At 59.5% G+C, this 26517-nt stretch carries 27 protein-coding genes; 8 read left to right on the top strand and 19 right to left on the bottom strand.

The annotated features are described in order from the left end of the window. The first annotated feature begins 18 nt into the window (after window positions 1-18). Entirely contained in the window at window positions 19-627 is a 609-nt protein-coding gene (locus KUW67_RS07930) for a class I SAM-dependent methyltransferase (protein WP_224824755.1), read from the top strand. Between the two features lie 3 nt (window positions 628-630). Beyond that, window positions 631-1467, top strand: coding sequence for a tRNA glutamyl-Q(34) synthetase GluQRS (gene gluQRS, locus KUW67_RS07925; RefSeq protein ID WP_224824754.1), 837 nt, complete (start codon window positions 631-633; stop codon window positions 1465-1467). On the opposite strand, the gene hisI is transcribed toward gluQRS, so the two are convergent. Beyond that, the gene (gene hisI / locus KUW67_RS07920; RefSeq protein WP_224824753.1) at window positions 1464-1823 is read right to left on the bottom strand and encodes a phosphoribosyl-AMP cyclohydrolase; all 360 of its coding nucleotides are present in this window, start codon (window positions 1821-1823) and stop codon (window positions 1464-1466) included. The two genes, gluQRS and hisI, sit on opposite strands and share 4 nt — an antisense overlap. 66 nt (window positions 1824-1889) lie before the next feature. On the opposite strand from hisI, the gene KUW67_RS07915 reads away from it, so the two are divergent. After that, window positions 1890-2342 carry an iron-sulfur cluster assembly scaffold protein gene (locus KUW67_RS07915; protein WP_224824752.1) on the top strand — a complete coding sequence of 151 codons (453 nt, stop codon included), beginning with the start codon at window positions 1890-1892 and terminating at the stop codon, window positions 2340-2342. A 198-nt stretch (window positions 2343-2540) separates the two neighbouring features. On the opposite strand, the gene KUW67_RS18350 is transcribed toward KUW67_RS07915, so the two are convergent. From KUW67_RS18350 to KUW67_RS07895, 5 genes are all read right to left on the bottom strand, one after another. Beyond that, window positions 2541-2663, bottom strand: coding sequence for a hypothetical protein (locus KUW67_RS18350; protein ID WP_255596752.1), 123 nt, complete (start codon window positions 2661-2663; stop codon window positions 2541-2543). Between the two features lie 134 nt (window positions 2664-2797). Continuing rightward, window positions 2798-4888, bottom strand: coding sequence for an ATP-dependent DNA helicase RecG (recG, locus tag KUW67_RS07910; protein WP_224824751.1), 2091 nt, complete (start codon window positions 4886-4888; stop codon window positions 2798-2800). Next, on the bottom strand, window positions 4885-7008 hold the full coding sequence (gene ligA / locus KUW67_RS07905; protein ID WP_224824750.1) for an NAD-dependent DNA ligase LigA: 2124 nt from the start codon (window positions 7006-7008) through the stop codon (window positions 4885-4887). Before ligA ends, recG begins: the two co-directional genes overlap by 4 nt. A gap of 77 nt (window positions 7009-7085) precedes the next feature. Continuing rightward, complete coding sequence (ctrA, locus tag KUW67_RS07900) at window positions 7086-7802, bottom strand: response regulator transcription factor CtrA (RefSeq protein ID WP_224824749.1); 717 nt, start codon at window positions 7800-7802, stop codon at window positions 7086-7088. A gap of 95 nt (window positions 7803-7897) precedes the next feature. Then, window positions 7898-8185, bottom strand: coding sequence for a DUF1153 domain-containing protein (locus KUW67_RS07895; RefSeq protein WP_224824748.1), 288 nt, complete (start codon window positions 8183-8185; stop codon window positions 7898-7900). 121 nt (window positions 8186-8306) lie between these two features. On the opposite strand from KUW67_RS07895, the gene mnmA reads away from it, so the two are divergent. Next, the gene (gene mnmA, locus KUW67_RS07890) at window positions 8307-9449 is read left to right on the top strand and encodes a tRNA 2-thiouridine(34) synthase MnmA (RefSeq protein ID WP_224824747.1); all 1143 of its coding nucleotides are present in this window, start codon (window positions 8307-8309) and stop codon (window positions 9447-9449) included. A 39-nt stretch (window positions 9450-9488) separates the two neighbouring features. Here the strand turns inward: mnmA and lpxB are convergent, their stop codons facing one another. The 13 genes from lpxB to pyrH form a co-directional block, all read right to left on the bottom strand. Beyond that, window positions 9489-10625 carry a lipid-A-disaccharide synthase gene (gene lpxB / locus KUW67_RS07885; RefSeq protein ID WP_224824746.1) on the bottom strand — a complete coding sequence of 379 codons (1137 nt, stop codon included), beginning with the start codon at window positions 10623-10625 and terminating at the stop codon, window positions 9489-9491. Beyond that, window positions 10622-11404, bottom strand: a complete 783-nt coding sequence (locus KUW67_RS07880; protein WP_224824745.1) for an LpxI family protein — start codon at window positions 11402-11404, stop codon at window positions 10622-10624. Before KUW67_RS07880 ends, lpxB begins: the two co-directional genes overlap by 4 nt. Continuing rightward, complete coding sequence (lpxA, locus tag KUW67_RS07875) at window positions 11404-12198, bottom strand: acyl-ACP--UDP-N-acetylglucosamine O-acyltransferase (RefSeq protein ID WP_224824744.1); 795 nt, start codon at window positions 12196-12198, stop codon at window positions 11404-11406. Before lpxA ends, KUW67_RS07880 begins: the two co-directional genes overlap by 1 nt. 9 nt (window positions 12199-12207) lie before the next feature. Then, entirely contained in the window at window positions 12208-12663 is a 456-nt protein-coding gene (fabZ, locus tag KUW67_RS07870; protein WP_224824743.1) for a 3-hydroxyacyl-ACP dehydratase FabZ, read from the bottom strand. 59 nt (window positions 12664-12722) lie between these two features. Then, complete coding sequence (locus KUW67_RS07865) at window positions 12723-13337, bottom strand: OmpH family outer membrane protein (RefSeq protein WP_224824742.1); 615 nt, start codon at window positions 13335-13337, stop codon at window positions 12723-12725. Continuing rightward, window positions 13337-15571, bottom strand: a complete 2235-nt coding sequence (bamA, locus tag KUW67_RS07860; RefSeq protein WP_224824789.1) for an outer membrane protein assembly factor BamA — start codon at window positions 15569-15571, stop codon at window positions 13337-13339. Before bamA ends, KUW67_RS07865 begins: the two co-directional genes overlap by 1 nt. Window positions 15572-15823: 252 nt before the next feature. Then, a complete protein-coding gene (locus KUW67_RS07855) occupies window positions 15824-15967 on the bottom strand; it encodes a hypothetical protein (protein ID WP_224824741.1) in 144 nt (47 codons plus the stop codon). A gap of 101 nt (window positions 15968-16068) precedes the next feature. Continuing rightward, window positions 16069-17409: an RIP metalloprotease RseP gene (gene rseP / locus KUW67_RS07850; RefSeq protein WP_224824740.1), complete on the bottom strand. Its 1341-nt coding sequence runs from the start codon at window positions 17407-17409 to the stop codon at window positions 16069-16071. A 9-nt stretch (window positions 17410-17418) separates the two neighbouring features. Next, on the bottom strand, window positions 17419-18591 hold the full coding sequence (dxr, locus tag KUW67_RS07845; RefSeq protein WP_224824739.1) for a 1-deoxy-D-xylulose-5-phosphate reductoisomerase: 1173 nt from the start codon (window positions 18589-18591) through the stop codon (window positions 17419-17421). Next, window positions 18591-19379 carry a phosphatidate cytidylyltransferase gene (locus KUW67_RS07840; protein WP_224824788.1) on the bottom strand — a complete coding sequence of 263 codons (789 nt, stop codon included), beginning with the start codon at window positions 19377-19379 and terminating at the stop codon, window positions 18591-18593. Before KUW67_RS07840 ends, dxr begins: the two co-directional genes overlap by 1 nt. Before the next feature lie 5 nt (window positions 19380-19384). After that, window positions 19385-20101, bottom strand: a complete 717-nt coding sequence (gene uppS, locus KUW67_RS07835) for a polyprenyl diphosphate synthase (protein ID WP_224824738.1) — start codon at window positions 20099-20101, stop codon at window positions 19385-19387. A 27-nt stretch (window positions 20102-20128) separates the two neighbouring features. After that, window positions 20129-20692, bottom strand: a complete 564-nt coding sequence (gene frr, locus KUW67_RS07830) for a ribosome recycling factor (protein ID WP_224824737.1) — start codon at window positions 20690-20692, stop codon at window positions 20129-20131. Between the two features lie 55 nt (window positions 20693-20747). Next, window positions 20748-21476 (bottom strand): UMP kinase, encoded by a 729-nt coding sequence (pyrH, locus tag KUW67_RS07825; RefSeq protein WP_224824736.1) that lies wholly within the window; start codon window positions 21474-21476, stop codon window positions 20748-20750. Between the two features lie 95 nt (window positions 21477-21571). Between pyrH and miaA the strand changes: the two genes are divergently transcribed. From miaA to KUW67_RS07805, 4 genes are all read left to right on the top strand, one after another. Further along, window positions 21572-22453, top strand: a complete 882-nt coding sequence (miaA, locus tag KUW67_RS07820) for a tRNA (adenosine(37)-N6)-dimethylallyltransferase MiaA (protein ID WP_224824735.1) — start codon at window positions 21572-21574, stop codon at window positions 22451-22453. Window positions 22454-22532: 79 nt separating this feature from the next. Continuing rightward, window positions 22533-23327, top strand: a complete 795-nt coding sequence (locus KUW67_RS07815; RefSeq protein ID WP_224824734.1) for an AraC family transcriptional regulator — start codon at window positions 22533-22535, stop codon at window positions 23325-23327. A gap of 355 nt (window positions 23328-23682) precedes the next feature. Next, window positions 23683-25353 (top strand): ABC transporter substrate-binding protein, encoded by a 1671-nt coding sequence (locus tag KUW67_RS07810; RefSeq protein ID WP_224824733.1) that lies wholly within the window; start codon window positions 23683-23685, stop codon window positions 25351-25353. A gap of 109 nt (window positions 25354-25462) precedes the next feature. After that, window positions 25463-26509 (top strand): ABC transporter permease, encoded by a 1047-nt coding sequence (locus KUW67_RS07805; RefSeq protein WP_224824732.1) that lies wholly within the window; start codon window positions 25463-25465, stop codon window positions 26507-26509. Window positions 26510-26517: the final 8 nt, after the last annotated feature.

Below are 26517 nucleotides of genomic sequence, written 5' to 3'. Positions count from 1 at the left end.
CACGGCTAGGGTGGAGGTATGAGCGATACCACACCGAAAAATCTGTGGACCCGTCGGTCCCCCGAAGAAACCCGCGCGATGTATGCCGGTTGGGCCGACACCTATGAAGGTGAGATTGCCGAGACCTACAAGACCCCGGAACGGCTTTCAAAAGCTTTGGCGGGCGTGATCGCGGACAAGACCCGATCCGTGCTTGATTTCGGTTGCGGAACCGGGCTGTCCGGGATGGCCTTGGCCGCAGAAGGCTTCACAACGATTGATGGCACTGACATCACACCGCAGATGCTTGAAAAAGCGCGTGAAAAGCCTGCTTACCGCACGTTGTGGCTGTCCGAACTGGGCGACGTGATACCAACCGATCACTACGAGATCATCGCAGCCATCGGTGTCGTGAGCCTTGGCGCGGCACCTCCGGAAACCCACGACATGCTCCTTGCCGCATTGCCTAAAGGCGGGATTTACGCGTTTTCGTATAACGACCCGACGTTGGAGGATCCGGCCTTCATGGGCAAGTTGAAGGCGTTGACGGACGCCGGAACGATCAAGATCTTGCTTGAAGATTATGGGCCACATCTTTTATCGAAAGACATGAACTCTTCCGTCTATATCGTTGAAAAGATGTCCTAAATCATGCGCACCCGCTTCGCGCCGTCGCCAACGGGGCCGCTGCATCTGGGCCACGCCTATTCTGCGCTGATCGCCGCTGAAAAGGCAAAGAAGGCTGGCGGCACATTCCTGCTTCGGATCGAAGATATCGACCAAAGCCGTGCGCGCCCGGAATGGCAAGCTCAGATTTATGATGACCTTGCGTGGCTTGGTCTCGGCTGGCCACGCCCCGTCTTGCGGCAATCCGAGCGGATGCCTGCCTATCACGCTGCCTTGCAAGCGCTGTGGGATGCCGGATTGCTCTATCCCTGCACTTGTAACCGCCGCGACATTTCCGAAGCTGCAAGCGCGCCGCAAGACGGCGCACCGCTAACCGGTCCGGACGGAGTGATCTATCCTGGAACCTGTCGCAACAAGCCGCGTCCCACCGAGATGCCGCATGATATGGCGCTCAGACTTAACATGAGGATCGCCGCGAAAGAGCCTGTAATATTTCAAGAAACCGGTCCAAAGCATCAAGGTAACGTTATCACCACACCCGAAAGGCTTATCTCCGAGATCGGCGATATTGTCCTGTCCAGACGCGATATGGGAACGTCTTATCACCTGGCCGTTACGGTCGATGATGCCGCCCAAGACATCACGGACGTCGTCCGCGGCGCGGACCTTTTCGAGGCCACGCCTATCCATGTCTTGCTCCAACGGCTCTTGGGTCTACCGACCCCGCGTTACCACCACCACGCGCTGATCCGCGACGAGGCGGGCAAGCGCCTCGCCAAGCGGGACGATGCGCGCGCGATTTCGAAATACCGTGCGGATGGGCTCAGCCCTACTGATATCCGCAGGCTTGTCGGACTTTAAACCATTGGCTTGGTCAGGATCGTCTCGCCCGTCGTTTCAACCTTCGTGTAAAAGCACGACCGGCGATTGGTGTGGCAGGCTGGCCCCGTTTGATCGACCAGCGCAAGCAAACAATCGCGGTCGCAATCCACGCGCAGTTCGATCAGTTTCTGAATATGCCCGCTTGTTTCACCCTTGATCCAGAACGCTTGCCGGGACCGCGACCAATACGTCACGCGGCCGGTCTCAAGCGTCTGTGCCACAGCCTCCGCATTCATCCACGCCAACATCAAAATCTCACCCGATGCTGCATCCTGCGCGATACACGGCAGCAAACCATCCGCATTAAACGTCAAACTGCTGGGATCAAAGGCCATGTGTTTTCTCTTTTGCATTCGGGCGCGCGCGGGTTATTTAATACCCTGTCGCTGAAAGGAAAAGACATGAGCCAGGAGACAGACCTAATCAAGCTCTATTCCGCGCGCATTCTGGCGCTGGCTGCAGATATTCCGCATACGGATCGGCTGGACGCCCCCACGGCGACGGCCAAGAAACGCTCTCCACTATGCGGATCCACTGTCACGGTCGATCTGGTGACGGAGAACGGCCAGATCACAGCATTCGGCCAAGACGTCAAAGCCTGCGCCTTGGGTCAGGCCGCGGCCTCGGTCGTGGGCGCGAACATCATAGGACGGACCCGATCCGATGTTGAGGCCGCGCGCGATCAGCTCAAGGCGATGTTGAAAGCCGATGGGCCTGTTCCCCTCGCCCCATTTGATGGCTTTGAGGTGCTGCAACCTGCGCGCGACTACAAGAATCGCCACGCCTCCATCCTGCTCAGTCTTGATGCAACGCTGGATGCGTTTGACGCAGCTGAAGCCAGCAACTGCGCCTGACCCCTTCCCTTTAAATAAAAAAAAACCGCCGCACATCCGGGGAAAGGATGGCGGCGGCAAGGAAGCCAGTGTTGCGTGGGACCCTGAGACCGGTCTGGACGAGAGGCAGATCGTCCAAGGTGCAAATGACAGGCAGTGTCAGGTTCGCATCAGTTGGGACAGGATGCGGAGCGGTTCAGGCGCAACAGGCAGGCAAATTCAGATCAGGCCGGGCAAATGCAGGCCAACAAGCAGCATCACGACAAGCGATGCGGCACCAATGGCGTCCTGAAGAAGCGTGTTGGACGAACGGCGGGCAATTGTTTTCATCTCGGTGAACATGGGGGGCGGTTCCTTGTTCGGGTGGGGCACCGTCTTGGTGGCGCGTTAACTTTGTTGACCCTTTGTTCTCATTTTGGAAGGCGTCTGTAAAGAACTTTTTAAGAACATTTGTGAACAAAATGGAACGCGCCGCTCTAACCCACTGAAATTAAACGGATTGCCTTGTCCTGCTCCATAAGCCACAAAAGCACCCGCGCCGCCTGCCCCTGCTCAGAAGTTAACGCCGGATCATCATGCAGCAACTTGCGCGCATCGCTTTGCGCCAAGGCCATCAGCCCGGTCTGTCGTTCAATATCGGCCACGCGAAAACGGGGCAGCCCCGATTGAGCCGTGCCAATCAAATCACCCGCACCGCGCAGGGCCAGATCCTCTTCAGCAATCTTGAAGCCATCTTCACTGTCGCGCAGCACCTTCAAGCGACGCGTCGCCGTCTCCGATAGCGGCGGTTGATAGACCAGCAAACAGGTGGAGGCCCCGGCCCCACGCCCCACCCGGCCGCGCAATTGGTGAAGTTGGGCCAGACCAAAGCTCTCGGCCCGTTCGATGACCATGATCGTCGCGTTGGGCACGTTGACGCCGACCTCAATCACGGTCGTGGCGACCAAAACGCTGGTTTCCCCGGCCACGAACTTCGCCATTGCCGCGTCTTTCTGTGCAGGCGGCATCTGGCCATGGACCAGCCCCACGATGCCCTCGCCCAAGGCGGCCCGCAGGATCTTGAAGCGCTCTTCTGCGGCGGTCATGTCGACCACTTCGCTTTCCTCGACCAGCGGGCAGACCCAGTAAGCCTGCCGACCTTCGGCCACCGCGCCGCGCAAATGGTCGATCACTTCGTCCAGTCGCCCATTCGAAATCAGCGCGGTTTTGACCGGCTGCCGCCCGGGCGGCTTTTCGTCCAGCACGGACACGTCCATATCGCCATATTGCGCCAAAGCCAAAGACCGCGGGATCGGCGTTGCCGTCATCACCAACACATCCACAGCACGCCCTTTTGCGCCCAATTGCAACCGTTGGCGGACCCCGAACCGGTGCTGTTCGTCGATGATCGACAGGCGCAGATCGTGGAATTGCACATCGTCCTGAAAGACCGCATGGGTCCCCACAAGGATCTGAATATCACCGCTCGCAAGTCGCGCCAGCTTTGCGGCGCGATCACGCCCCTTGTCTCGCCCAGTCAGCAGCTCCAGCGCGACGCCGGCATCAGCGGCCAGCGGCTGCAAGCCTTCCAGATGCTGGCGCGCCAGAATTTCCGTCGGGGCCATCATCACGCCCTGGCCGCCTGCCTCGACCGCCACAAGCAGCGCCATGAACGCGACCAGCGTTTTGCCGGAACCTACATCGCCCTGCAGCAAGCGGTTCATCCGCTGTGGTGCTGCCAAATCAGCGCTAATCTCGGCAATAGCACGCGTCTGCGCTCCGGTCGCTTGATACGGCAGCGCGGCCAAAACCTTGTTCTGCAGCGCGCTTGTCCCAACCGTTGCAATCCCGCGCTGTTTTCGCCGGGACGCCCGCGCCAAGGCGAGTGTGAGTTGATGCGCCATTAGTTCGTCATAGGCCAAACGGACGCGTGACGGGTGCTCAGGGCTCAGTTCCTGGATCGCAGCGGGGCGGTGCGCATGGCGCAACGCATCTGCCCAATTCGGCCATCCCTCGCGGGCTTTCAGCGCCGGATCAATCCACTCCGCAAGTACGGGCGCACGCTCCAGCACCGCGCCCGAGGCTTTGACCATCACCTTCTGCGTAACCCCTGCGGTCAGCGGGTAAACCGGCTCGAATGCGGGTAAATCTGCGGCCTCATCCGCCCGCAAAATGTGATCGGGATGAACCATCTGGCCCACGCCATCAAAAAGCTCAATCCGGCCAGATACCAAGCGTTTTTGCCCCGTCGGCAGCACCTTTTTCAGGTAATCGCCACGCGCGTGAAAGAAAACCAGCTGAAAACTGGTCTGTGCATCGCGCACGAACACGCGGTATGGCCCGCCTTTGCGGGCGGCGGGTTGATGCTCCCCGATCTCAACCTCAACGGTCACTGTCGTCGGCGCCTCCACCTCGCGGATCGAGCCGCGCACAGCCCGGTTGATCCCGCTATGGGGCAGCGTGAACAGCAGATCGCGCGGCTTCTCGACGCCCAAACCGGCCATGTTCTGGGCCGTCTTCGGGCCAATCCCGTCCAATGTCTCAAGCCCGGCGAAAAGCGGAAACAGAATTTCGGGACGGCTGCTCATAACGCGCTGATCAGCTCCAGCCAGCCGTCTTCGTCGATAGTCTCGACCCCCAGATCGGCGGCCTTCTTGGCTTTCGATCCGGCCCCCGGCCCTGCGATCAGCAGATCTGTTTTGGCCGAGACCGAGCCAGAGACCTTAGCCCCCAATGCCTCTGCCCGCGCCTTGGCCTCTGCCCGCGTCATCTTTTCAAGCGTGCCGGTAAAGACAACCGTTTTGCCTGCAACAGGGCTGCCTTCGACAACCCGACGCACGGCCTCTTGCACATCCAATTGTGCGACAAGCGCATCAATTGCCGCCCGTTCCGCGTCTTGCTGCAAGGTATTGACGACCGATGCCGCCATCACCGCGCCAACCCCGTCGATATCGTTCAGCGCCTCCCACGCCTCGCCTGCGCCAATCTCGGCCTCGGTCATGGCAGCCTCGAACGTATCCCAATTGCCGTAGTGATTGGCCAAAAGCGCTGATCCCGCTTCGCCCAAATGCCGGATGCCCAGCCCAAACAGCAGCCGCGCCAAAGGAATTTGGCGCTTCTCGTCGATGGCATCAAAGAGGTTGTTCGCTGATTTCTCTCCCCAGCCTTCGCGGTTCTTGAGTTGTTGCAGACCAGTGCCGTAACGCTCCCGCAGGGTGAAGATATCGGCAGGCTGCTTGATCCATCCATCCGCGTAGAATTGCTCCACCTGTTTGGCGCCCAGACCTTCGATGTCAAAGGCTGCACGGCTGACAAAATGCTTGAGCTTTTCGACCGCTTGCGCGGGGCAGACGATACCGCCCGTGCAACGGCGCACCGCGTCGCCTTCCTCGCGTACCGCGTCCGATCCGCATTCGGGGCAAACGGTCGGAAAGACAAAAGGCTCCGCGTTTTTAGGACGTTTCGATAGATCCACATCGGCAATCTTCGGGATCACATCGCCAGCGCGGTAGACTTGGACATGATCGCCCACCCGGATATCGCGCCCCTCGCGGATCGGTTGACCCTTGGCGTCGCGGCCCGCGATGTAGTCCTCGTTATGCAGCGTCGCGTTGGAGACCATGACCCCGCCCACATTCACCGGATGCAACCGCGCAACCGGAGACAGCGCGCCCGTGCGACCGACCTGAATGTCGATGCCCTCAAGCGTGGTCCAAGCCAGCTCTGCCGGGAACTTATGCGCAACCGCCCATCGCGGCGTGGTCGAGCGGAAGCCAAGCCGCTGCTGCAAGGCGAGGTCGTTGACCTTGTAAACAACGCCGTCGATGTCATAGCCAAGCGTCGCGCGCGCCTCTTCGATGGCGCGATACTGCGCGATCAGCGCATCGGTCGTGTCGCAAAGGCGGGTCAGCGGGTTGGTTTGGAAACCCAATTCCGACAGCCGCTCGATCGCACCAAACTGCGTCTCTGACAACGGTGCAGACAGCGCGCCCCAGGCGTAGGCGAAAAACCTCAGCGGGCGAGCCTTGGTGATACTGGCATCCAACTGGCGCAAAGATCCTGCAGCGGCATTGCGTGGATTGGCGAAGGTTTTCCCACCCGCTTCGGTTTGGCGTGCATTCAGAGCCTCGAAATCAGCGTGGCTCATATAGACCTCGCCGCGCACTTCCAGCACATCCGGCGCGCCGTTGATCTTGTGCGGGACATCCTCAATCGTGCGCGCATTGGCCATCACGTTCTCGCCAATTTCGCCATCCCCGCGCGTGGCGGCCTGCACTAAAGCGCCACCTTCATAGCGCAGCGAAAGGGAGAGACCGTCAATCTTCGGCTCAGCCGTGTAGGCCACGGTGCCCGGCTCAAGCCCCAGATACTTGCGCACACGCTCGTCAAACTCGGCCACGTCCTCGTCGTCGAACGCATTACCAAGCGAGAGCATCCGGACTTCATGGGTGACCTTCGAAAACCCATCGGCCACGGCACCGCCCACTTGATCGCTGGGGCTATCGCTGCGTTTCAGCTCAGGAAATCGCGCCTCAATCGCAGCATTGCGGCGCTTGAGGCTATCATACTCGGCATCCGAAATCTCAGGCGCATCATCGCGGTGATAGGCCGTATTCGCAGCCCCCAGAACGCCAGAAAGCCGGGCCAGTTCGGCCTCGGCTTCCTGCGGCGTCAACGCCTCAATTTCTTTGCTCTGCGGTTCCGACATCGCCCACTCCCTGACCCAGATAAGGTTTAGGCGGCGTCATGCAGGAGGTCCAGAGGCGGTGCGTGAAAACCCGCGCTTCAGGCGCCGACAGCAATCCGTTCCGGTGCCATCGCAACGGGATCAGGATCGCGCAGCACATAGCCACGGCCCCAGACGGTTTCGATGTAGTTCTCCCCATCGGTCGCATTGGCAAGCTTCTTGCGCAGCTTGCAGATAAACACGTCGATGATTTTCAGCTCGGGTTCGTCCATGCCGCCGTAAAGATGGTTCAAGAACATCTCTTTGGTCAGGGTCGTACCTTTACGTAGGCTCAGCAATTCCAGCATCTGGTATTCCTTGCCGGTCAGATGAACGGTCTTGCCGCCGACATCAACTGTCTTGGCATCAAGGTTCACGCAGATCTTGCCAGTATTGATGACCGACTGCGAATGACCTTTCGAACGCCGGATGATCGCGTGGATGCGTGCCACCAGTTCTTCACGGTGAAACGGTTTAGTCAGATAGTCATCAGCCCCAAACCCAAAGCTTTTCAGCTTGCTTTCGGTGTCGTCCGAACCTGTCAGGATCAAAATCGGCGTCTCGATCCGGGCCAAGCGCAGCTGGCGCAGCACGTCCTGGCCGCTCATATCCGGCAGGTTCAGGTCCAAAAGGATCAAATCGTAGTCATAAAGTTTGGCCAGATCGATCCCCTCCTCCCCCATATCCGTGCAATACACGTTCAGATTGGCATGGGTCAGCATCAGTTCGATGCTTTTTGAGGTGGTTGGATCGTCTTCAATCAACAGGACACGCATTAGGGATTCTCCGCAAGGTGGGTCAGTATGCTGCCAACGTGACGTGGATTGGTTAATGTCCCGTTACCAATTATGAAAACGTAAACCGTGCAACTTTAAGTTGTCGAGTCTTTTCGGTAATGCTGCAAGGCTGTTGTCTTCAAAGCGCCTTCCCCATGCAGGGTTAACGCCTCTGTCCATTCACGCAGCTCTTCTTCGGACAAAGCCCACCGGTCCATCGCGTCCTCCATCGAAATCAACCCGAAGGCGACCCCCTTCACAACGGCCGCCTTGCGCGAAGAGACCCATCGTCGTGTGTCCCGTGGTGGCAGATCGGCCTGTGTCATGGTGCGCCCGTCCGGTAATGTCACCGACCGCGGCGCGTCAATTTTCTTCAGATACATCGGAAATCCCTCAATTACGTGGGGACACCCTGCGCCACAGGCCTTAAAGAGGGATGAAACGCCCCCTTGTTAGTATCTCGCATTTTACTATATCTCGCGACATCTCCATTAAGGATCTGTCATGGCGCTGGATGCCCACCCTTTGAACTCGCTCGGCTTTGCCAAGCCCCCGTCCGAGACGCGCGTCGTCGTGGCGATGTCGGGCGGCGTGGACAGTTCGGTCGTGGCCGCACAACTGGCCGAGGAAGGCTATGACGTGGTGGGCGTGACCCTGCAGCTTTATGACCACGGGGCTGCTCTGGCCAAAAAAGGCGCGTGTTGTGCGGGCCTCGACATCCACGATGCCCGCCGCGTGGCCGAGGAAATGGGCTTTCCGCATTACGTGCTGGACTATGAAAACACGTTCAAGGAAGCCGTCATTGACGAGTTTGCCGACAGCTATCTGGCCGGCGCAACACCCGTGCCCTGCATTCGCTGCAACGAGCGTGTGAAGTTCAAGGACCTGTTGGAAACGGCCCGCGACCTGGATGCCGATTGCATGGCGACGGGTCACTATATCCAACGCAAAATGGGCGCTGCGGGGGCAGAACTGCATTGCGCCGCGGATGCCAACCGCGATCAAAGCTACTTCCTGTTCTCGACCACGCCTGAGCAGCTCAACTACCTGCGCTTCCCGCTGGGCCACCTGCCCTCCAAAGACGACACCCGCGCGCTTGCGGCGCGCTACGGGCTGAGCGTGGCGGATAAGCCAGACAGCCAGGACATCTGCTTTGTGCCCAATGGCAACTACGCCAGCGTGATCGAAAAACTGCGCCCCGGTGCCGCCGAACCCGGCGAGATCGTTGATGTCGATGGCAACGTGCTGGCCCGGCATGAGGGCGTGATCCACTACACGATCGGGCAACGGCGGGGCTTGGGCATCGGCGGGCTCGATACCCCGCTTTACGTGGTCAAACTGGATGTGAACACCCGCCAAGTGATCGTCGGCCCGAAAGAGATGCTCGCCACCCGCACCATCCCTGTGCGCGAGATCAACTGGCTGGGCGACGGTGCGTTTACCGATCTGAGCGAACGGCATGTGTCGGTCAAGGTCCGCTCCACTCGCCCCCCGCGCGAGGCGATCATCCGCCCCATCAGCGCGACGGAAGCCGAGGTGGAATTGCTGACCCCAGAGGAAGGCGTCTCCCCAGGTCAGGCTTGCGTGTTCTACGAAACCGGTGGCACCCGCATTTTGGGTGGCGGCTGGATCTGGCGCGGGTATTGAGCGGTAAAAGAGTCTTCATAAGACTTTCGCGAGGACTTTTTAGAAAAGTTTTACCCCGTCCAGGATCGCCCGTGCAGCCCTTAGCCCCGGATCCTCATCGCCCTGCCCCAGCCGTTGCATCGTCAGCGACATCGCCTCAAGCTGCGCATTGGGGTTGGCGATGGCATCTGAAAGCCCCTGCGCGATGGCTTTTGGCTCACATTCAATTCCCAGAAACTCCGGCACCACGCGAGTGTCAGAGACAAGGTTCACCAGTGTGACCGTGTCCACTTTCAACATCCGCGCGATGATCTGACGGCTTAGCCAGTTCATATCATAGGCGATGACCATCGGTGTGCCAGAGGCGGCCAATTCCAGAGAGACCGTGCCCGAGGCCGCGAGCGCCACGGTGGCCGCTTTGAACGCCGCGCGCTTGTCCATTTCATTGTCGATGACCAAGGGGCTGCCCGGCCATGCTCTAACCGTCTCGCGCACCAAACCAATCACGCCGGGGGCAGCGGGCACCACCACGCGCATCTCAGGATGCGCCGCCAGCACTGGGGCGAGCGCGGCCCCAAAAGTCCCGGCCAAACGATTGATCTCTCCACGTCGCGATCCGGGCAACGCAAGCAAAACGGGCGCGTCGCCCAAACCGTGCTGCACCCGGAAATCCCTGGCCTCCTCCTCAGAGGCGACAGCTTCAGCCACCACCGGATGTCCAACAAAATCGCAACGGATACCCACGGCCTCCATATAAGGCGGCTCAAACGGAAAGAGCGCGAGCACTTGATCAACCACACCGACCATCTTTTTCGCGCGCCCCCGGCGCCACGCCCAGACCGTTGGCGCCACATAATGCACCGTGCGAATAGCGCTCGCCGCTTTCACGCGGCGCGCCACGCGCAAGGAAAAATCCGGGCTGTCAATGGTCAATAGAACATCGGGTTTCAGCGCCAGAACCGCCTCCGCCGTCTGCGCAATCCGACGCTTGAGATGGCGGTATTTCGGTAAAACCTCCGCAATACCCATCACGCTCAGCTCATCCATGGGAAAGAGGCTCTCCAGCCCTTGGGCCTGCATGAGCGGCCCACCAACGCCGTGGATTTCCAAATCCGGAACCAGCGATCTCAGCCCGGCCAATGCCGCCCCGCCCAGCTTATCGCCTGAGGCTTCGCCGGCGATCACGAAGATCTTCAAGCGCGCACCCAGATGAAAAGTCCCGCATCATTGGCCGATGCGATGCAAAGCTGAGGTTCCAGCATCTGCACACCGCCTGCGGTCAGAACAAGGCCGCTTAGCCCAGCTTCTGCCGCCAGACGCACCGTATCGGGTCCAATCGTTGGCATATCAACGCGCCGATCCTGCCCATCCTTTGGCGCTTTCACGAAAACACCGCCGCGCGTTCGCTCCAGATGGGAAAGCGAGGATAGCATGAAATCTGTTCCCGGCTGCGCCTCTACCGCCAGCGCCTGTCCGCGCGCGATCACACAGCTTTGCCCAATATCGGCGGGGCTGAGAAGCGAAAGCAGTTCAACCCCGCGCGCCGCGTCTTGTTTATCGGTGTCAGTCGGCTGGATCGCGGTCAAAACCCCTTCGGATGGCAACAATTCCGGCACAAGATCATGCGCCGCGACAATCGCGATCCCGGCCTCTTCAAAAAACGCCAGCACCACGCGCAGCGCGGCATCATCGCCTTGCTGCAAAGCCGCCATCATACGCGGCACCAGCGGCATCGTTGCGGGATCAATCAAAGACGGATCAAGTGCCGGGCGCTGCACCTGCCCCGCAAAGCACACTTGCGTCACGCCCCGCTCTTTCAGCATCGCGATAAAGCTGCCGAGCGTTTCGATCCGAAACGTCTCAACCCCCGACAAATCTGGCGCGTAGCCTTCCAAGGCACACACCAACGGACGCTCTTTCAAGCGCTGCATCAGAAGTTTGGGCAGACCGCCGCGCCCTGCGATCAGGGCCAGCATCAGCGCGGCGTCAGGTAGGAGCGATCAGACGCCCCCAGCACGAAATCGACAACCTCGCGCACGTAAGGGCTATCGGTCTCGTCCGACAAACGACGGGCGCGGTCCTGAAAGGCCCCGTCGCCTTGTGCCAGCATCTGAAACGCCGCCCGCAAGGCCGTGATGTCAGCCCGCGCAACACCTTTGCGTTTCAAACCAACAAGGTTCAGCCCATCAAGCTGCCCCCGTGGTCCTTGCACCAACCCATGCGGGATCACGTCATTGGTCACCATGGACACGGCACCAATAATGGCCCCTTTGCCGATGCGCACGAACTGGTGAATGCCCGACAGACCGCCGATGATGACGTCATCTTCGATGATGCAATGCCCCGCCAAAGCGGCCGAGTTCACCACGATCACGTTGTTCCCGATCATCACGTCATGCGCGATGTGACAGCCCGCCATGAATAGCCCGTCATCGCCGACCTTGGTCAGGCCACCGCCTCCCTTGGTCCCGGTATTCATCGTGACATGTTCGCGAATACGGTTGCGCGCGCCAATCTCTAGCCGGGTCTTTTCACCGTCGAACTTCTTGTCTTGCGGGATCTCACCAATCACCGCGAAGGAGAAAATGACCGTGTCGTCGCCCACGCTCGTTTGCCCGGTGACGACCACATGTGTGCGCAGCTCGACCCGCGCACCAAGGCGCACCTCTGGCCCGATATAGCTGAATGCACCGATCACACAGTCAGGGCCGATCACGGCACCGTCCTCGATCACAGCAGAGGCATGAATTTGAGCGGATGGATCAATCATCGCGGCGGCTTACTCCGGCAAGTCCATCATGGCGGTGAATTCCGCCTCGGCGGCCATTTCATCGCCGACCTTGGCCACACCGGAGAATTTCCAAATCTTCGAGCCGCCGCGCTTTGTCTCGATATACAGTTCAAGCACGTCACCGGGACCGACCTTGCGGCGGAACTTACACTTGTCGATGGCCATGAAGTAGACGAGCAATTCCTTGTCTTCCATCCCCATCGCAGCACCAACCATGACGGCAGCCGTCTGCGCCATCGCTTCGATGATCGTCACACCCGGCATGATCGGCGTACCAGGGAAATGGCCTTGGAAATGTGGCTCGTTGAAGGTCACATTCTTGATGCCCCGCGCGGATTTGGTGCCGTCGATATCCTCGACCCGGTCGACCAGCAAAAACGGATAGCGGTGCGGGATCAGCCGCTGGATGCGTTGGATATCGGCGCTCATCAAAGGGTCGCTCATGGCCTGTCCTTCTTTTTATGGTATTTGACTAACAAGTGGCCCTGCCCCGCACAACGCGCTCAAGGATCACTTTCTGTGTCGGATTGTTCCGGTGTTTCAGCGGGTGGCGTCGGGCTGTCAGACGTGCCCGTTTGCACATCATCTGCGCCCAATTGTTCGTTGATCCGGGCCACCGCCTCGTCAGTGATGTCGATGGCATCGTCCACGATGAACACATCACGCCGCTCGAAAACCGCAACTGCTCCGCGGTCCAGAACGATCTGCGCCAGAACCGGCAATGCGGCATTGCGCAAAATCTGCTCAGCTTCATCGCGCGCGCGGCCCAGCTGCGTGCTGGCCTCATCGCGTTCGCGCCGTAGACGTAAAACCCGGTCGTCAAACGCATCCGCACGGGCGCGGAATTCTTCCGCTGACAGGGTTGGGCGCGCCTCGGTCAGCGCCCGTTCTTCCTCGATAAGCTGCGCGTCAATCTCGCGACTTTCCGAAGCCAAACGCCGCGCTTGTTCGTCAATTGCCCGCAGACTGGCTTGGCCAAACTCTGTTTCGATGAACAGGCGTTCGCTTTCGATCACGAGGATGGGTGATTGCGGTTGGGACAATCCGCCTTGCGCCAGAACTGGCGGCGCCAGAAGCACCGCCAGTCCCAAAGACAAAGCCGAAAGAAGCCGACGCATCAGAACTGGGTAGAGATCGTCAGATCGAAAAACTGATCCTCGTCAAAATCCTCTTTCTGGATGGCTTCGGCAAAGTTGAAGCGCAGCGGGCCAAGCCCGGTATCCCAGAAGAGCGATACACCCACAGCCGAGCGCAGGCTAAAGCTGTCGTCGATCCGGCCATCATCCGTATTGTCCAGCCCCCAAAGCGAACCCATGTCGTAAAAGACACCGCCGCTCACGCCGTATTCTTCAGGCAGCCCCAGAGGGAACTCGGCCTCAAGACGGGCCACGGCAAAGAAGTTACCGCCAAGGACGTCTTCGTTTTTGGCATCCAGATCACGTGGGCCAATCCCGTTCGATTCAAAGCCGCGCAAACGGCTGGGACCAACCCGGAAACGATCCAGAATAAGCGAGTCGCCGGACAGCATGTTCAACGCGCCGCCCTCAAGAGTGGCCCGCAGCGTGACCTCTTCGTTCATGACACGCGTTTCCGCGCCAAGAAGAGCCGTCGTTTCGATGTAGCTGTTATCCCCGCCCAGACCGGCAAAATCCTGACTGAAGCGGAAGATCACACCTGCGTTCGGGTTCAGACCTGTGCGGCGGCTGTCATAGCTGAACGAGTAGCCAAGAAAGCCCAAGGCGCGTTCGCCCTCCTCTTCCTCGGCCTGCAACAGAACCGAGCTGTCATCATCGACGTCGAAAATCTCGCTGGATTTGAAACCACCACGCAGCGTGAGGAAGCTATTCTCCCCCACCGGGAAGCGCAGTGATGGTTGCACCCGTGCAACACGAGAGTTGAAGTCCGCGTTGTTGCGGTCCGTGGTGCGATAATCAATCAGAATACCTGCACGCAGATCGCGGCCCAGGAAGGCGGGCTCAACGAAGTTGAAGTTATAAGACCGCGTGGACGAGGTTGTGTTCACGCCAAACCCAAGGGTCTGGCCCCGGCCCAGGAAGTTCCGCTCTGTAAAGCTGATCGCGGCCCCGAACCCGTTGGAATTCGAGAAGCTACCCCCGAAGTTGAGCGAGCCTGTCGGCTGCTCTTCTACATCCACGTCGATGATGACGCGGTCCGGGCCGGACCCTTCGCGTGCATTCACCTCGGCATTGGAGAAGAAGCCAAGTGCGCGGATCCGCGAAGCCGACGCGCGAATCTCACGCGGGTTGAACGGATCGCCCTCAATCACGCGGAACTGGCGGCGCACAACGCGGTCCAGCGTCGTTGTGTTGCCTTCAATATCAATCCGCTCGACAAAAACACGCGGACCGCGGGTGATGGCGAACTCTACATCCAGCGTCAATGCGCGGTCGTTGCGGATGATGCGCGGCTCGACCCGAATGAAGTTCAGACCTTGCTGCAGCGCCAAACGCTCCATCCGGGCGATGGTGTTGTCGACTAGTGCCGGGTTGTAAATGACGCCCGGACGCAAGCGAATAACGTCGAGATACTCGTCCGGGTTCACGTCCTCAAGATCGCTCACCGCGGTGATTTCGCCAAATTTGAACTGCTGGCCTTCCCGCACGTTGAACGTCACAAGATAGCCATCGCGCTCGCGGGTCAGCTGAGAGTTCACGCTGAGCGTTTCGAAATCGACATAGCCGCGCGATTGGTAGAAATCCTGCAACACCTGTTTGTCGAACTCGATCCGATCCGCGAGAAACGTGTCGGACCGGATCAGAGCCCGGAAAATACCGGCCTGTTTGGTCTCAAGAACACGGCGCAGACGACGATCAGAAAACTCGCGGTTGCCGGTAAAGCTCAGACGCTCCACCTCGACGGTGCGCCCTTCCACCACTTCAAACACCAGATCGACGCGGTTATCCGAGCGGCGGATGATCGACGGCGACACGGTCGCAGCCAGACGTCCTTGGGTCGTGTAGGCTTCGGTCAATGTAGCGGCGTCCTGCTCGGCCAGGGTCGGACTGTAGACCCGGCGCGGCTGCGAGCGCAGCAGCGGCAGCAGGTCTTCGTCGTCAATGCGGCGGTTGCCTTCGATATTGATGCGGTTGATCGTCGGAAATTCCTGCACCCGGATAATCAGCGTGCTGCCCGAGGGGATCAACTCCACCTCTTCAAAGAGGCCTGATTCCTGAATATTCTGGAAGGCGTCGTTCAGATCGCCCGCACTGACCGCCTCGCCCCGCGCGATATTCGCGTAAGACAGGATCGTGGCCGGCTCCACCCTTTGGTTGCCTTCGATCTGCACTTGGTTAAAGCGAAAATCCTGTGCGGTGGCTAATCCCACCATCATGACCAGCGAAACTAGGGCCAAAAGCCCTGTTTTGATGTATGCGCTGACCCAGTTGCGTCCCGTGTGCATTATCATTGCAGCTACGGTCGCGCTGCTCACCTCTTTGGCGGTCATCCGACGACTCCGTTTAAACATCCCAGCGTTCGAGAACTGAGTATCGGCATTACCACACGTTGTCAAAACGACAAACACCCCGGCCACAACTTGTGTCGGAGTGTTTTGTAAGCGCATCAGCGCTGTCTTTGGAGGTGTTTAATGTGCGAGGTTCAGCAAGATGCCACCAAGCTCGGCCCCGGCAACCAATCCGCCGATAATGGCAGCAGGCATGATGAAGCGGTCCCAGTTGATATCCATCAACAGGCTCAGGCTGCGAACTCCGGATTGAACGGCTTGCATTGGTTACACTCCTGCACAAAGGCTTTGATCAAGGATCGGGGCCAAATGTGGCAGGAATGGGGCATAATCGGACAGGTTTCAGGGCGTTTCGTTACGCGCGCCTAGGGGCAGAAGATGTCATTTCCCAGCGCGAACACCATCAGCGACAACAGCAGCGTCAGCCCGACCCCCATCAAAACGCGCAACGCGCGGTCACTGGGGGGCTTGCCGGTCACCGCCTCATAGGCGTGAAACACCAAATGCCCGCCATCCAGAACGGGAATCGGGAACAGGTTCAGAAGGCCCACTGCCGTGCTGAGAACAGCGATGAAATAAATGAAGGACTGCGCACCCTGGCTGGCCATCGCGCCTGATGTCTGGGCAATGCCAATCGGGCCGGACAGATTGCACGAACTGATCGCCCCGGTAATCATGTTTTTCAGGCCCGAAATGCTTGACGTGACGATGAACCACGTCTGCTCTACCCCGTATTGCAAGGATTGCAGCACGCCGCCCCGCTCGGTTGCGGCCTCAAAGAACAGCCCACCTGAGATACCGATCAACCAGCGTGTCTCGAAACTGCCATCGGGCTGCGGCAGGTCCACACGCTTGGGAGCAAGAACAAACTCCATCTCCTCCCCGTCACGCCACACATCCAGCTTCAAGGGCGCGCCATCCGCGTCGGCCACAGCTGTGCGCAGGGCGTTGAACGTGTGGATCGGCGCGTCGTCGACAGCCGTGATCACATCACCGACACGCAGGTTCACATCCATCGCGGCAGAGCGTGGCGACAAACCGTTGATAAGCGGCGGATAGGGGTAAGGACCGTCCACCGTCACCTCATCCCCGTTCCGCAAAACGCGGTAATCAAGGACTTGATCCGTCGGCAGAGCCTGCACGAAATCATCGAAGCCTTCCAGATCGGGGGCTTCCACGCCGTCAATGGCAATGATCTTGTCGCCCGGCTGCAAAGCCACGGCATAGGCAGGCGGCAACTCGGTAAGGTCTTCGATCATCAGCGGCGCGGTTGGCTGACCCCTGAAAAAGAGGATCGCGCCGAAAATCAGAAACGACAGGATGAAGTTGAACACAGGGCCTGCGGCGACGGTGCACGCCCGCGCCCAAAGCGGCGCGCCATGCATGGTCATTCGTTTACGCTCTTCCGGCAGCGCATCCACCAGCGCACCGTCCTTGCCGCTGGCCGCATCGGCATCGCCCAGAAACTTGACGTAGCCCCCCAGCGGCAGCAGCGCGAATTGCCATTTCGTGCCGCGCTTGTCGACGCGGCTGAACAGCACCGGACCGAATCCAAGCGAAAACACTTCGGCATAAATCCCGCACCAACGGCCCACGATGTAATGGCCGTACTCATGGATCGCCACGATGATGCTGAGCGCCAAAACGAATGCGCCAATGGTATAGATCAGCCCGCCGAATTGCGGGATCAAGTTGGTGAGTTCCAAACCGCCCTCTTACATGTTTCGTGCCGCAATCGCGGCATCGGCCTCTTGTCGTGCCAAATGGTCCACACGCAGGACGTTATCAAGGCTGATCGTGGCATTGATAAGACCCGACTGGGCAGAGATCGCGTCAAGGGCGTGTTCTACAACGCTCGCCATCTCAGTAAACTTGATGTGTCCGGCGATGAAGCCATCCAGTGCGCGCTCTTTCGCAGCGTTGAAGGCCGCCCCGGCAAGCCCGCCCGTCTCCATCACGTTACGTGCCAGCTTCAGCGCCGGATAGCGCGTCTCGCAGGCTTTGCGGAAATTCAGTTGGCCAATCTCCACCAGATCAAGCCGCGCCACAGGCAAATCCCGCCGATCTGGCCAATGCAGCGCATAGCCAATGGCATGGCGCATATCAGGCGGGCCGACATGGGCCATCAGCGCACCGTCGTTAAACCCCACCAGCGCGTGGATCAGGCTTTCGGGATGCACGACAGTTTCGATCTGATCGGGATGGACGCCAAAGAACTCTTTCGTTTCAATCAGTTCGAGCGACTTGTTGAACATGGACGCGGAATCAATCGTGATCCGCTGACCCATATCCCAGTTTGGGTGGGAGGACGCCTCTTCCAGCGTCGCATCCTTCAACGCCTCCAGTGGCCAATCTCGGAAGGCCCCGCCTGAAGCGGTGATGATGATCCGCTCGACCGCGGACATATCCTCGCCGACAAGCCCCTGAAACACTGCCGAATGCTCGCTGTCGACCGGCAGCACGGTGGCTCCATGATCGCGCGCGGTCTGCATCAGCAAAGGCCCTGCGGTGACCAGCGATTCCTTGTTGGCCAGCGCCAGCGTCGTGCCTTGCTTGAGCGCTTCCAGCCCCGGCGGCAGACCCGCAGCACCCACAATGGCCGACATGATCCAGTCGGCAGGACGGCTCGCAGCCTCGGTGACCGCCCCTGCCCCGGCCGCCGCTTCGACATCTGTGCCAGCAAGCGCTGCGCGCAGATCATCCAACTGATCTTCATAAGCCGTAATCGCGATATCAGCGTTCAGCCGCCGTGCGTCCTCGGCCAGTTGCGCGATATTGGCGCCACCGGTCAGCGCAACCACGTCATACGCCCCCGGGTCGCGGGCAATCAGATCAATCGTATTTTGCCCAATCGAGCCCGTCGCCCCGAAGATCGACACTTTACGCATCAGAACTGAACCTGCGGCACATCCACAAAAAGCGAAATCGCCAGCATGAACAGCGCCGCGCCAAGCAAGCCGTCAAACCGATCAAAGAGCCCGCCATGACCCGGGATCAGGGTCGAGCTGTCCTTGACTCCCATCCGCCGCTTCAAAGCGCTTTCCGCAATATCGCCCATTTGTGAAGCAAAACTAAGCAGCATCGAAATCCACCAAAGATCCGGCCCCGCATCGGTAAAGGTGCCGAACAGGATGCCGATGCCAGCAGCCGAAACCCAGCCTGCGACCGTCCCGCTCCAGGTTTTCTTGGGGCTGATCTTGGGCCAGAACTTCGGCCCGCCAAAGATGCGGCCTGCGAAATAGCCAAAGATATCCGTCGCGATCACGACCAGCACCAGCCAAAGCAGCCAGACGACGCCATGTGTCTCGCGGAAGGTCACAAGGCCCCAACCTGCGATCAGGATGGCGAGCGCAAAGGCGAAAAAAGTGCGCTTTTCGCGGGGCAGTGCCAGCAGACCAAGCGCGGGCGGCAGGATGAACAGGACAAGGATCCAGCTTTCCTCGGCCACAAACATGCCCGACAAAAGGCTCGCCGTAAGTGCCGCCAGCAGCATCGCGGGTGTGGGCGCATCGGGGCGGATCATCATGACCAGTTCCCAGATCATCACCGCCGTGACGAACACTGCAAGCATCTGAAACCAGACCCCGCCTGCAAGGATGCAAGTCACGCCAATCGCGCCCATACCCGCACCGGATAAAAGCCGCGTGCGCAGGTCATCCCATTTGGCCGGAGCCATCTCGCTCATGTCAGGACAGCACCAAAGCGGCGTTCGCGGTCACCAAACTTGGCCAGCACCTTTTCAAACTCGGCAGCGGTGAAATCAGGCCAGAGCGTCGGGATAAACTCGTATTCCGAATAAGCCGACTGCCAGAGCAGGAAGTTGCTGATCCGCGCCTCCCCGCTGGTGCGGATGACCAAATCGGGATCGGGCAGATAGCACGTGTCCAGATAGCGCGTGAATGTCTCGTCATTCACATCGCGCGGATCCAGCTTGCCGCCTGCCACATCATAGGCCAGACGGCGCGTCGCGCGTGCCACCTCGTCCCGGCCCCCGTAATTGATCGCGATGGTCAGATGAACAGCGTCATTACCCGCCGTCAGCAGCTCCAGATCGTCCATCATCTTGACCAGAGAATCCTCTAGCCGCACGCGGTCGCCGATGAACCGCACCCGCACACCAGCTTCAAAGAGCGCGCGCGCCTCGCGTTGAATATAGCGCCGGAACAGCCGCATGAGACCCGCCACTTCGGTCTGCGTGCGCTTCCAGTTCTCGGTCGAGAACGCGAAGATCGTCAGGTATTTCACGCCCAGCGTCGGGCACGCCTCGACAATCTCGCGCACGCGCTTGGCCCCGGCATGATGCCCGAACAGCCGCGGCTTGCCGCGTTTTTGCGCCCAGCGGCCATTGCCATCCATGATGATCGCAACATGATCGGGAGAAGTGTTTTTCTTGGCCATCGACAGGCCCTTTCCGGCGCGGGGCCGTTAAACCTGCATGATCTCGGCTTGCTTGACCTCAAGCGCCTCGTCGACCTGCTTGATATAGCGGTCAGTTAATTCCTGAACCTCGCCTTCCCAGAGCTTCTGGTCATCTTCGCCCATGCCATCGGCCTTGGCTTTCTTGATCTGGTCCATACCGTCGCGGCGAATATTGCGGATCGAAACACGCGCGCTTTCCGAATACTGCGCGGCCACCTTTGTCAGATCGCGGCGACGCTCTTCGTTCAGCTCGGGGATCGGGAGCATAATAATCGTTCCGTTGAGCTGCGGGTTGATGCCCAGCCCGCTTTCGCGAATGGCCTTTTCCACGGCGTTTACCATGGATTTGTCCCAGACATTGATCGTCACCATCCGCGGTTCCGGCACGTTCACCGTTCCAACCTGATTAATCGGTGTCTTTTGGCCGTAGGCTTCCACCATCACCGGCTCCAGCATCGAAGCCGAAGCCCGTCCCGTCCGCAAAGACGCAAATTCCGTGCGCAGAGAGGCGATTGCCCCGTCCATCCGGCGCTCCAGATCGTCGGTGTCTATTTCAATATCGTCTGCCATGATCCCACTCGGTCCTGATGTGATCGCCGTTTACCGGCTTTTCCTATCTATATCGTTAACCATGAACGGTTGTATAGGTGCCTTCCCCGGCCAGAATACCGGCAAAGCCGCCCGGCTCATCCAGCGAGAAGACGATGATCGGTTTGTTGTTATCGCGCGCCAGGGCAATGGCGCTGGCATCCATCACGCCCAGATGCTTTTGCAGCACTTCATCATAGCTCACATGATCATAGCGCACCGCGTCGTCATGCTTGACCGGGTCCTTGTCATAAACGCCGTCCACTTTGGTGCCTTTGAAAATCGCTTCGCAGGCCATCTCGTTGGCGCGCAGAGTAGCCGCTGTATCCGTCGTAAAATATGGGTTGCCGGTGCCTGCGGCAAAGATCACAACACGGGCTTTCTCCAGGTGGCGCACGGCGCGGCGGCGAATGTAGGGCTCACAGACCTGATCCATCGGAATGGCGCTGATCACACGGGTATAGACGCCCAAGCCCTCAAGTGCAGACTGCATCGCAAGCGCGTTCATCACCGTCGCAAGCATGCCCATGTAATCCGCCGTCGTCCGCTCCATCCCCTGCGCGGAGCCTTGCAGACCGCGGAAAATGTTGCCGCCGCCGATCACCATGCAAATCTCGACGCCCAGATCGTGGACCGATTTGACCTCTGCCGCGATCCGCTCAACCGTGGGCGGATGCAACCCGAACCCCTGATCCCCCATCAAAGCCTCCCCTGAAATCTTCAGCATCACGCGTTTGAATTTCGGGTCCGAGGGGGTCTTGGTCATGGCAAATGTCCCATCTGCTTTGCGTTCGGCGTAAAATGTCGCAAAAGGCGGGCAGGTTCAACGGGAGACGCGGGCTTGACGCGGATAAATCACTCATGGCGCTGATCGACATATCGCAGCTTTCTCCCGAGCAGCCGGTTTTAATTGCTGGGCCGACCGCATCGGGCAAGTCTGCGTTGGCGTTGGAGATCGCAGAAGTCCAAGGCGGCGTGGTGGTCAACGCGGATGCGTTGCAGGTTTTTGACGGCTGGCGCATCTTGACGGCGCGGCCAGATCAGGCGGAACGCGCGCGCGCGCCGCATGCGCTTTACGGGCATATCCCTTATGATGGCGACTATTCTGTGGGCCATTGGCTCCGCGAGGTGACACCGTTTCTATCCGCCGGACCACGCCCCATTATCGTCGGCGGCACCGGGCTCTACTTCACTGCGCTGACCGAAGGGCTTGCGGATATTCCCGCGACACCGCCCGACATTCGCGCAGCGGCCGACCGCATCGTGGCCGAAGGCGGGTTCCAGACCCTTCTTTCCGCCCTCGATCCGGACACCTTGTCGCGCATTGATCAACGCAACCCTATGCGGGTCCAGCGCGCCTGGGAGGTTCAGCGCTCTACTGGACGCGGTCTGGCAAGCTGGCAGGACGCCACCCCGGCCCCGATTCTGCTGCTTGCTGCCGCTCAACCGATTCTCTTGGACGCTGACCGCGACTGGCTTTCGGCGCGCATCGACCGCCGTTTTGACCAGATGATCGCTGCGGGCGCCCTGGAGGAAGCCCGCGCCATGCATCCGCACTGGAACCCTGCGCTTTTGTCCTCCAAAGCCATCGGCGCGCCCGAGCTGATCGCCCATCTCAACCACAAGATGTCGTTGGAGGAGGCCATCACCGCCGCAAAAACGGCCACGCGACAGTTCGCAAAACGCCAGCGCACCTGGTTCCGCGCGCGCATGCGCAATTGGCAAGCCTTAACGCTGCGCTAACCAATTTCGCACAATTTTTGCCCTATTTGAGCCATATTCCGCTGCGATGGTTGCACAAATCCATCCAGGGGGTACAACCATGTTAATGCAGACTGACTACTCTCCAATCGATACCATCGAGATGAAAACGCTGGCGCAAATGCAGCGCGGTGGCAGTTGGCGCATGGACACGCTTCATTCCTGCACAGATCCGATCCTCTACTGGATTACCCGCGGTCAGGGCCGCATGATCATCGCTGGCAAGATGCGCGGCTTTGGCCCCAGCAACGCGGTGTTTCTGCCCGCCAAGACGATGCACTCCATCGAACTGGGCGCGCAATGCTACGGGCTGGCCGTCACTCTGCCCTCGGACCCGCTGATGACCTTGCCGGCCACGCCACAGCAAATCCGTGTGGCCAATGTGCCCGGGCAATCGGAACTGACGGGCCTTCTGGATAATCTGCAACGCGAACTGGTCAGCGATCGCCCGGCCCATAGCCGTGCCGCGCGCTTTCATGCAGGCCTGATCAGTGTCTGGCTGGAACGCAATCTGCCCGAGGCCATCAAACCTGACGCTGCCGAACGTCTGGTCGCGCGCTATTGCGCTCTGATCGAACGGCGCATCGGCGATGGCCTGAATGTTGAAGCCTATGCCGCAGCCCTTGAGGTCACACCGACCCACCTGACACGCTCGACCCAGACCTGCTGCGGTATGTCCGCACTGGAATTGCTGACCGAACGCGTGACCCACGCGGCCCGGCGCCGCCTGACCGATACGTCCATGACGATCAAAGCGGTGTCGGAATCGCTCGGCTTTAACTCTGCAGCCTATTTCACGCGCAGCTTTCAGACACAGACAGGCGTCACGCCAAGCGCCTTTCGCAGCGCGGCCTGACGCTTAAACCGCTCAAACCTGTCCGAATGCGTCAAATACATTGCGCAAGTCGCATGTTTGAAACTGCGCATCTGTGCTTACCCTAACGTCAAGCGCCGATCCTGCCTCCCCTTGCAAAATAGACGATCCGGTTGACTTCCCGGTGCATGTCGCTTTTGCTCTAAGCAAATGTCGTTTTTGTTATTCGAAATGACGAAAGCGACCGTTGACGCCCGTGATTTTATCGTGCGTCATGCATGAGCCGGATTGGAGAGACTGCAACCACTCAGCATTTGTCCAGGGATACACGCTTGAAAAAAGCGCAGTTGTTCCCGTCCAATTCACAAAAAACAAAATGTGTCACAGGGAGAACAGAATGACGCACCCCACCGTAAATGGTAAGCCATTGCACCATGCCGTGTCGCTTTATGCGGACGAATTCAAAGCCGGTCTGATGGACCGCCGCGAATTCCTGACCCGCGCGACAGCACTTGGCGCAAGCTCGGCTGCCGCTTATGCCTTGATCGGTATGAACAGCCCCGCAAAAGCGATGGGCGGCGAGAAAGGCGGAATGGCCCGCATGCAGATGGAAGTGCGCGCACACAAAGACCCGCGCACCTATGACTGGACCCAGATGGCCTATGTCACTGCAGGCACCATCGAATACCTCGTTGAGTACAACTCTGACGGCTCGTTCCGCGGCATGCTGCTGGAAAGCTGGGACGTCAACGACAACGCCACCGAATACACGCTGAATGTCCGTCAGGGCGTCAAGTGGAACAATGGCGACGACTTCACCGCAGACGACGTGGCCCGTGTGATCGCTGGCTGGTGTGACAAGACGGTCGAGGGTAACTCGATGGCCGGTCGCATGGCGACGCTGATCGACGACGACACCAATCAAGCCATTGAAGGCGCGATTGAGGTTGTGGATGCCAACACCGTCAAGCTGACCCTGCCTGCCCCCGACATCACGATCATTCCGGGTTTCGCAGACTACCCGGCTGCCGTTGTGCATGCCAATTACGACCCCGCCGCAGACCTGTCCGAACTGGTCGGCACTGGCCCGATGGTCATTACCCAGAACGAGGTTGGCGTGAAAGCCGTCATCGAGCGTGGCGAGCATGAATGGTGGGGCGACACGGCCTTTGAAGAAGGTGGTTTCTACCTCGATAAGATCGAATATATCGACTACGGCACCGACCCCTCCGCTTGGGTGGCCGCTGCTGAAGCCGAAGAAGTTGACCTGATCTACGAGACCGTCGGCGACTTTATCGACATCTTCAACGCTATCGGCTGGGAACAGTCCGAGGTGGTCTCCGGTGCGACCATCGCGATCCGCCCGAACCAGCAAGCTGAAGTGAACGGCATGAAGCCCTACGAGGACAAGCGCGTCCGTCAGGCGCTGGCCATGGCCGTCGACAATCAGGTTTGCCTGGAACTGGGCTATGCCAGCCGCGGCGTGGCCGCAGACAACCAGCATGTCGGTCCGGTGCACCCGGAATATGACGACAGCGTTGGCCGTCTACCCCACGATCCCACCAAAGCCAAAGCGCTTATGGAAGAAGCCGGCATGGCCGATTTCGAGCATGAGCTGATGTCGATTGACGATGACTGGCGCAAGAACACCACCGATGCGGTGGCCGCCCAACTGCGCGACGCAGGGATCAACGTGAAGCGGACGATCCTGCCCGGCTCCACCTTCTGGAATGACTGGGTCAAGTATCCGTTCAGCTCCACGAACTGGAACCACCGCCCGCTGGGCACGCAGATCCTCGCGCTGGCCTACCGGTCAGGTGAAGCCTGGAACGAATCTGGCTTCTCCAACGCCGAGTTCGACAGCCTCCTGGCCGAAGCCAACTCCATCGCGGATGCGGATGCACGCCGCGAGGTGATGGGCAAGCTGCAGGCGATCATGGTGGAAGAAGGTGTGACGATCCAGCCTTACTGGCGCTCGCTTTACCGCCACCACAACGGCACGATCGCGGGCTCTGATATGCATATCGCGTATCTGCCGCAGATCTATAAGTGGTCTGTCACAGCCTAAACACAGATCGGGCCGCCCCTCACCGGGCGGCCCTTTTTGCCAGTCAAAGGCTCTCTGAGACGTTCCTAAAGAATGCAGAGCCGAAACCAGCCGACCAACAGGGGTCATTATGGGACTATTCATTTTACGCCGATTGGGGGTCATGATCCTCACGGCAATCTGCCTGACGTTCATCGTCTTCTTTCTCACGAACCTTGCGCCAAATCTTGAAAAACTCGCCAAATCCGAGGTGAACCAGCGGATGAGTGACGACGCCGTCACCACCTGGCTCGCCAATCGCGGCTATACGCAACCACTGCCTGTCAAATACGGGCAATGGCTGGGCGTTCTGCCCGGATATGTGATCGAAGGCTCTGACGGGGTGACCCGTGGACGCTGCATTAACCAGGGCATGGCACCCGAGGACGCCCCCAGCTTCTGTGGCATCCTGCAAGGCGACTGGGGCGAAAGCTCTGTGTTCAAAGACGATGCAGGCAGCATCATTGCCACGCGGCTGGGCCTCACTGGCAAGCTGATGTTCTGGGTCATGGTCGTGATGGTCCCCGGCGCGCTGATCATCGGCGTTCTGGCCGGAATGCGCGAAGGCTCCCGCACGGACCGGTCGCTTTCCACCGTGTCGATCCTGTCCACTGCGACGCCTGAATATGTCTCCGGCGTGATCTTTATTGCGGTCTTCTCGAGCTCCGCCGTGGGCCTGAAATGGTTCAAAGGCACGGCGACCTCGGCGATGGATGACATCACATTCGCCAACTTCACCCTGCCCGTTCTGACCATCGCGCTTTACGGCATGGGCTACATCGCCCGGATGACACGCGCCTCCATGACCGAGGTCATGACCGCGCAATACATCCGCACCGCGCGCCTGAAAGGGGTCAGCTTCGGCAACATCGTCCTCAAGCACGCCCTTAGAAACGCGCTTATCGCACCCTTCACCGTGATCATGTTGCAGTTCCCCTGGCTGCTGAACGGCGTCGTCATCGTAGAGACGCTATTTAACTACAAGGGCTTCGGCTGGACCCTCGTCCAAGCCGCTGGCAACAACGATATCGAGCTTCTTCTGGGGGTCTCGGTCGTCTCAGTCATCGTGGTTCTGACAACGCAGCTGATCTCTGACATCGGCTACGTCTATCTCAACCCGCGCATCAGCGTCACGTAAGGGGAAAC

Origin of the sequence: Cognatishimia sp. MH4019, assembly GCF_020177595.1 — a bacterium.
In the GTDB taxonomy this organism is placed as follows: domain Bacteria; phylum Pseudomonadota; class Alphaproteobacteria; order Rhodobacterales; family Rhodobacteraceae; genus JAHTBL01.
This window is presented reverse-complemented; position numbering and strand designations above follow the sequence as displayed.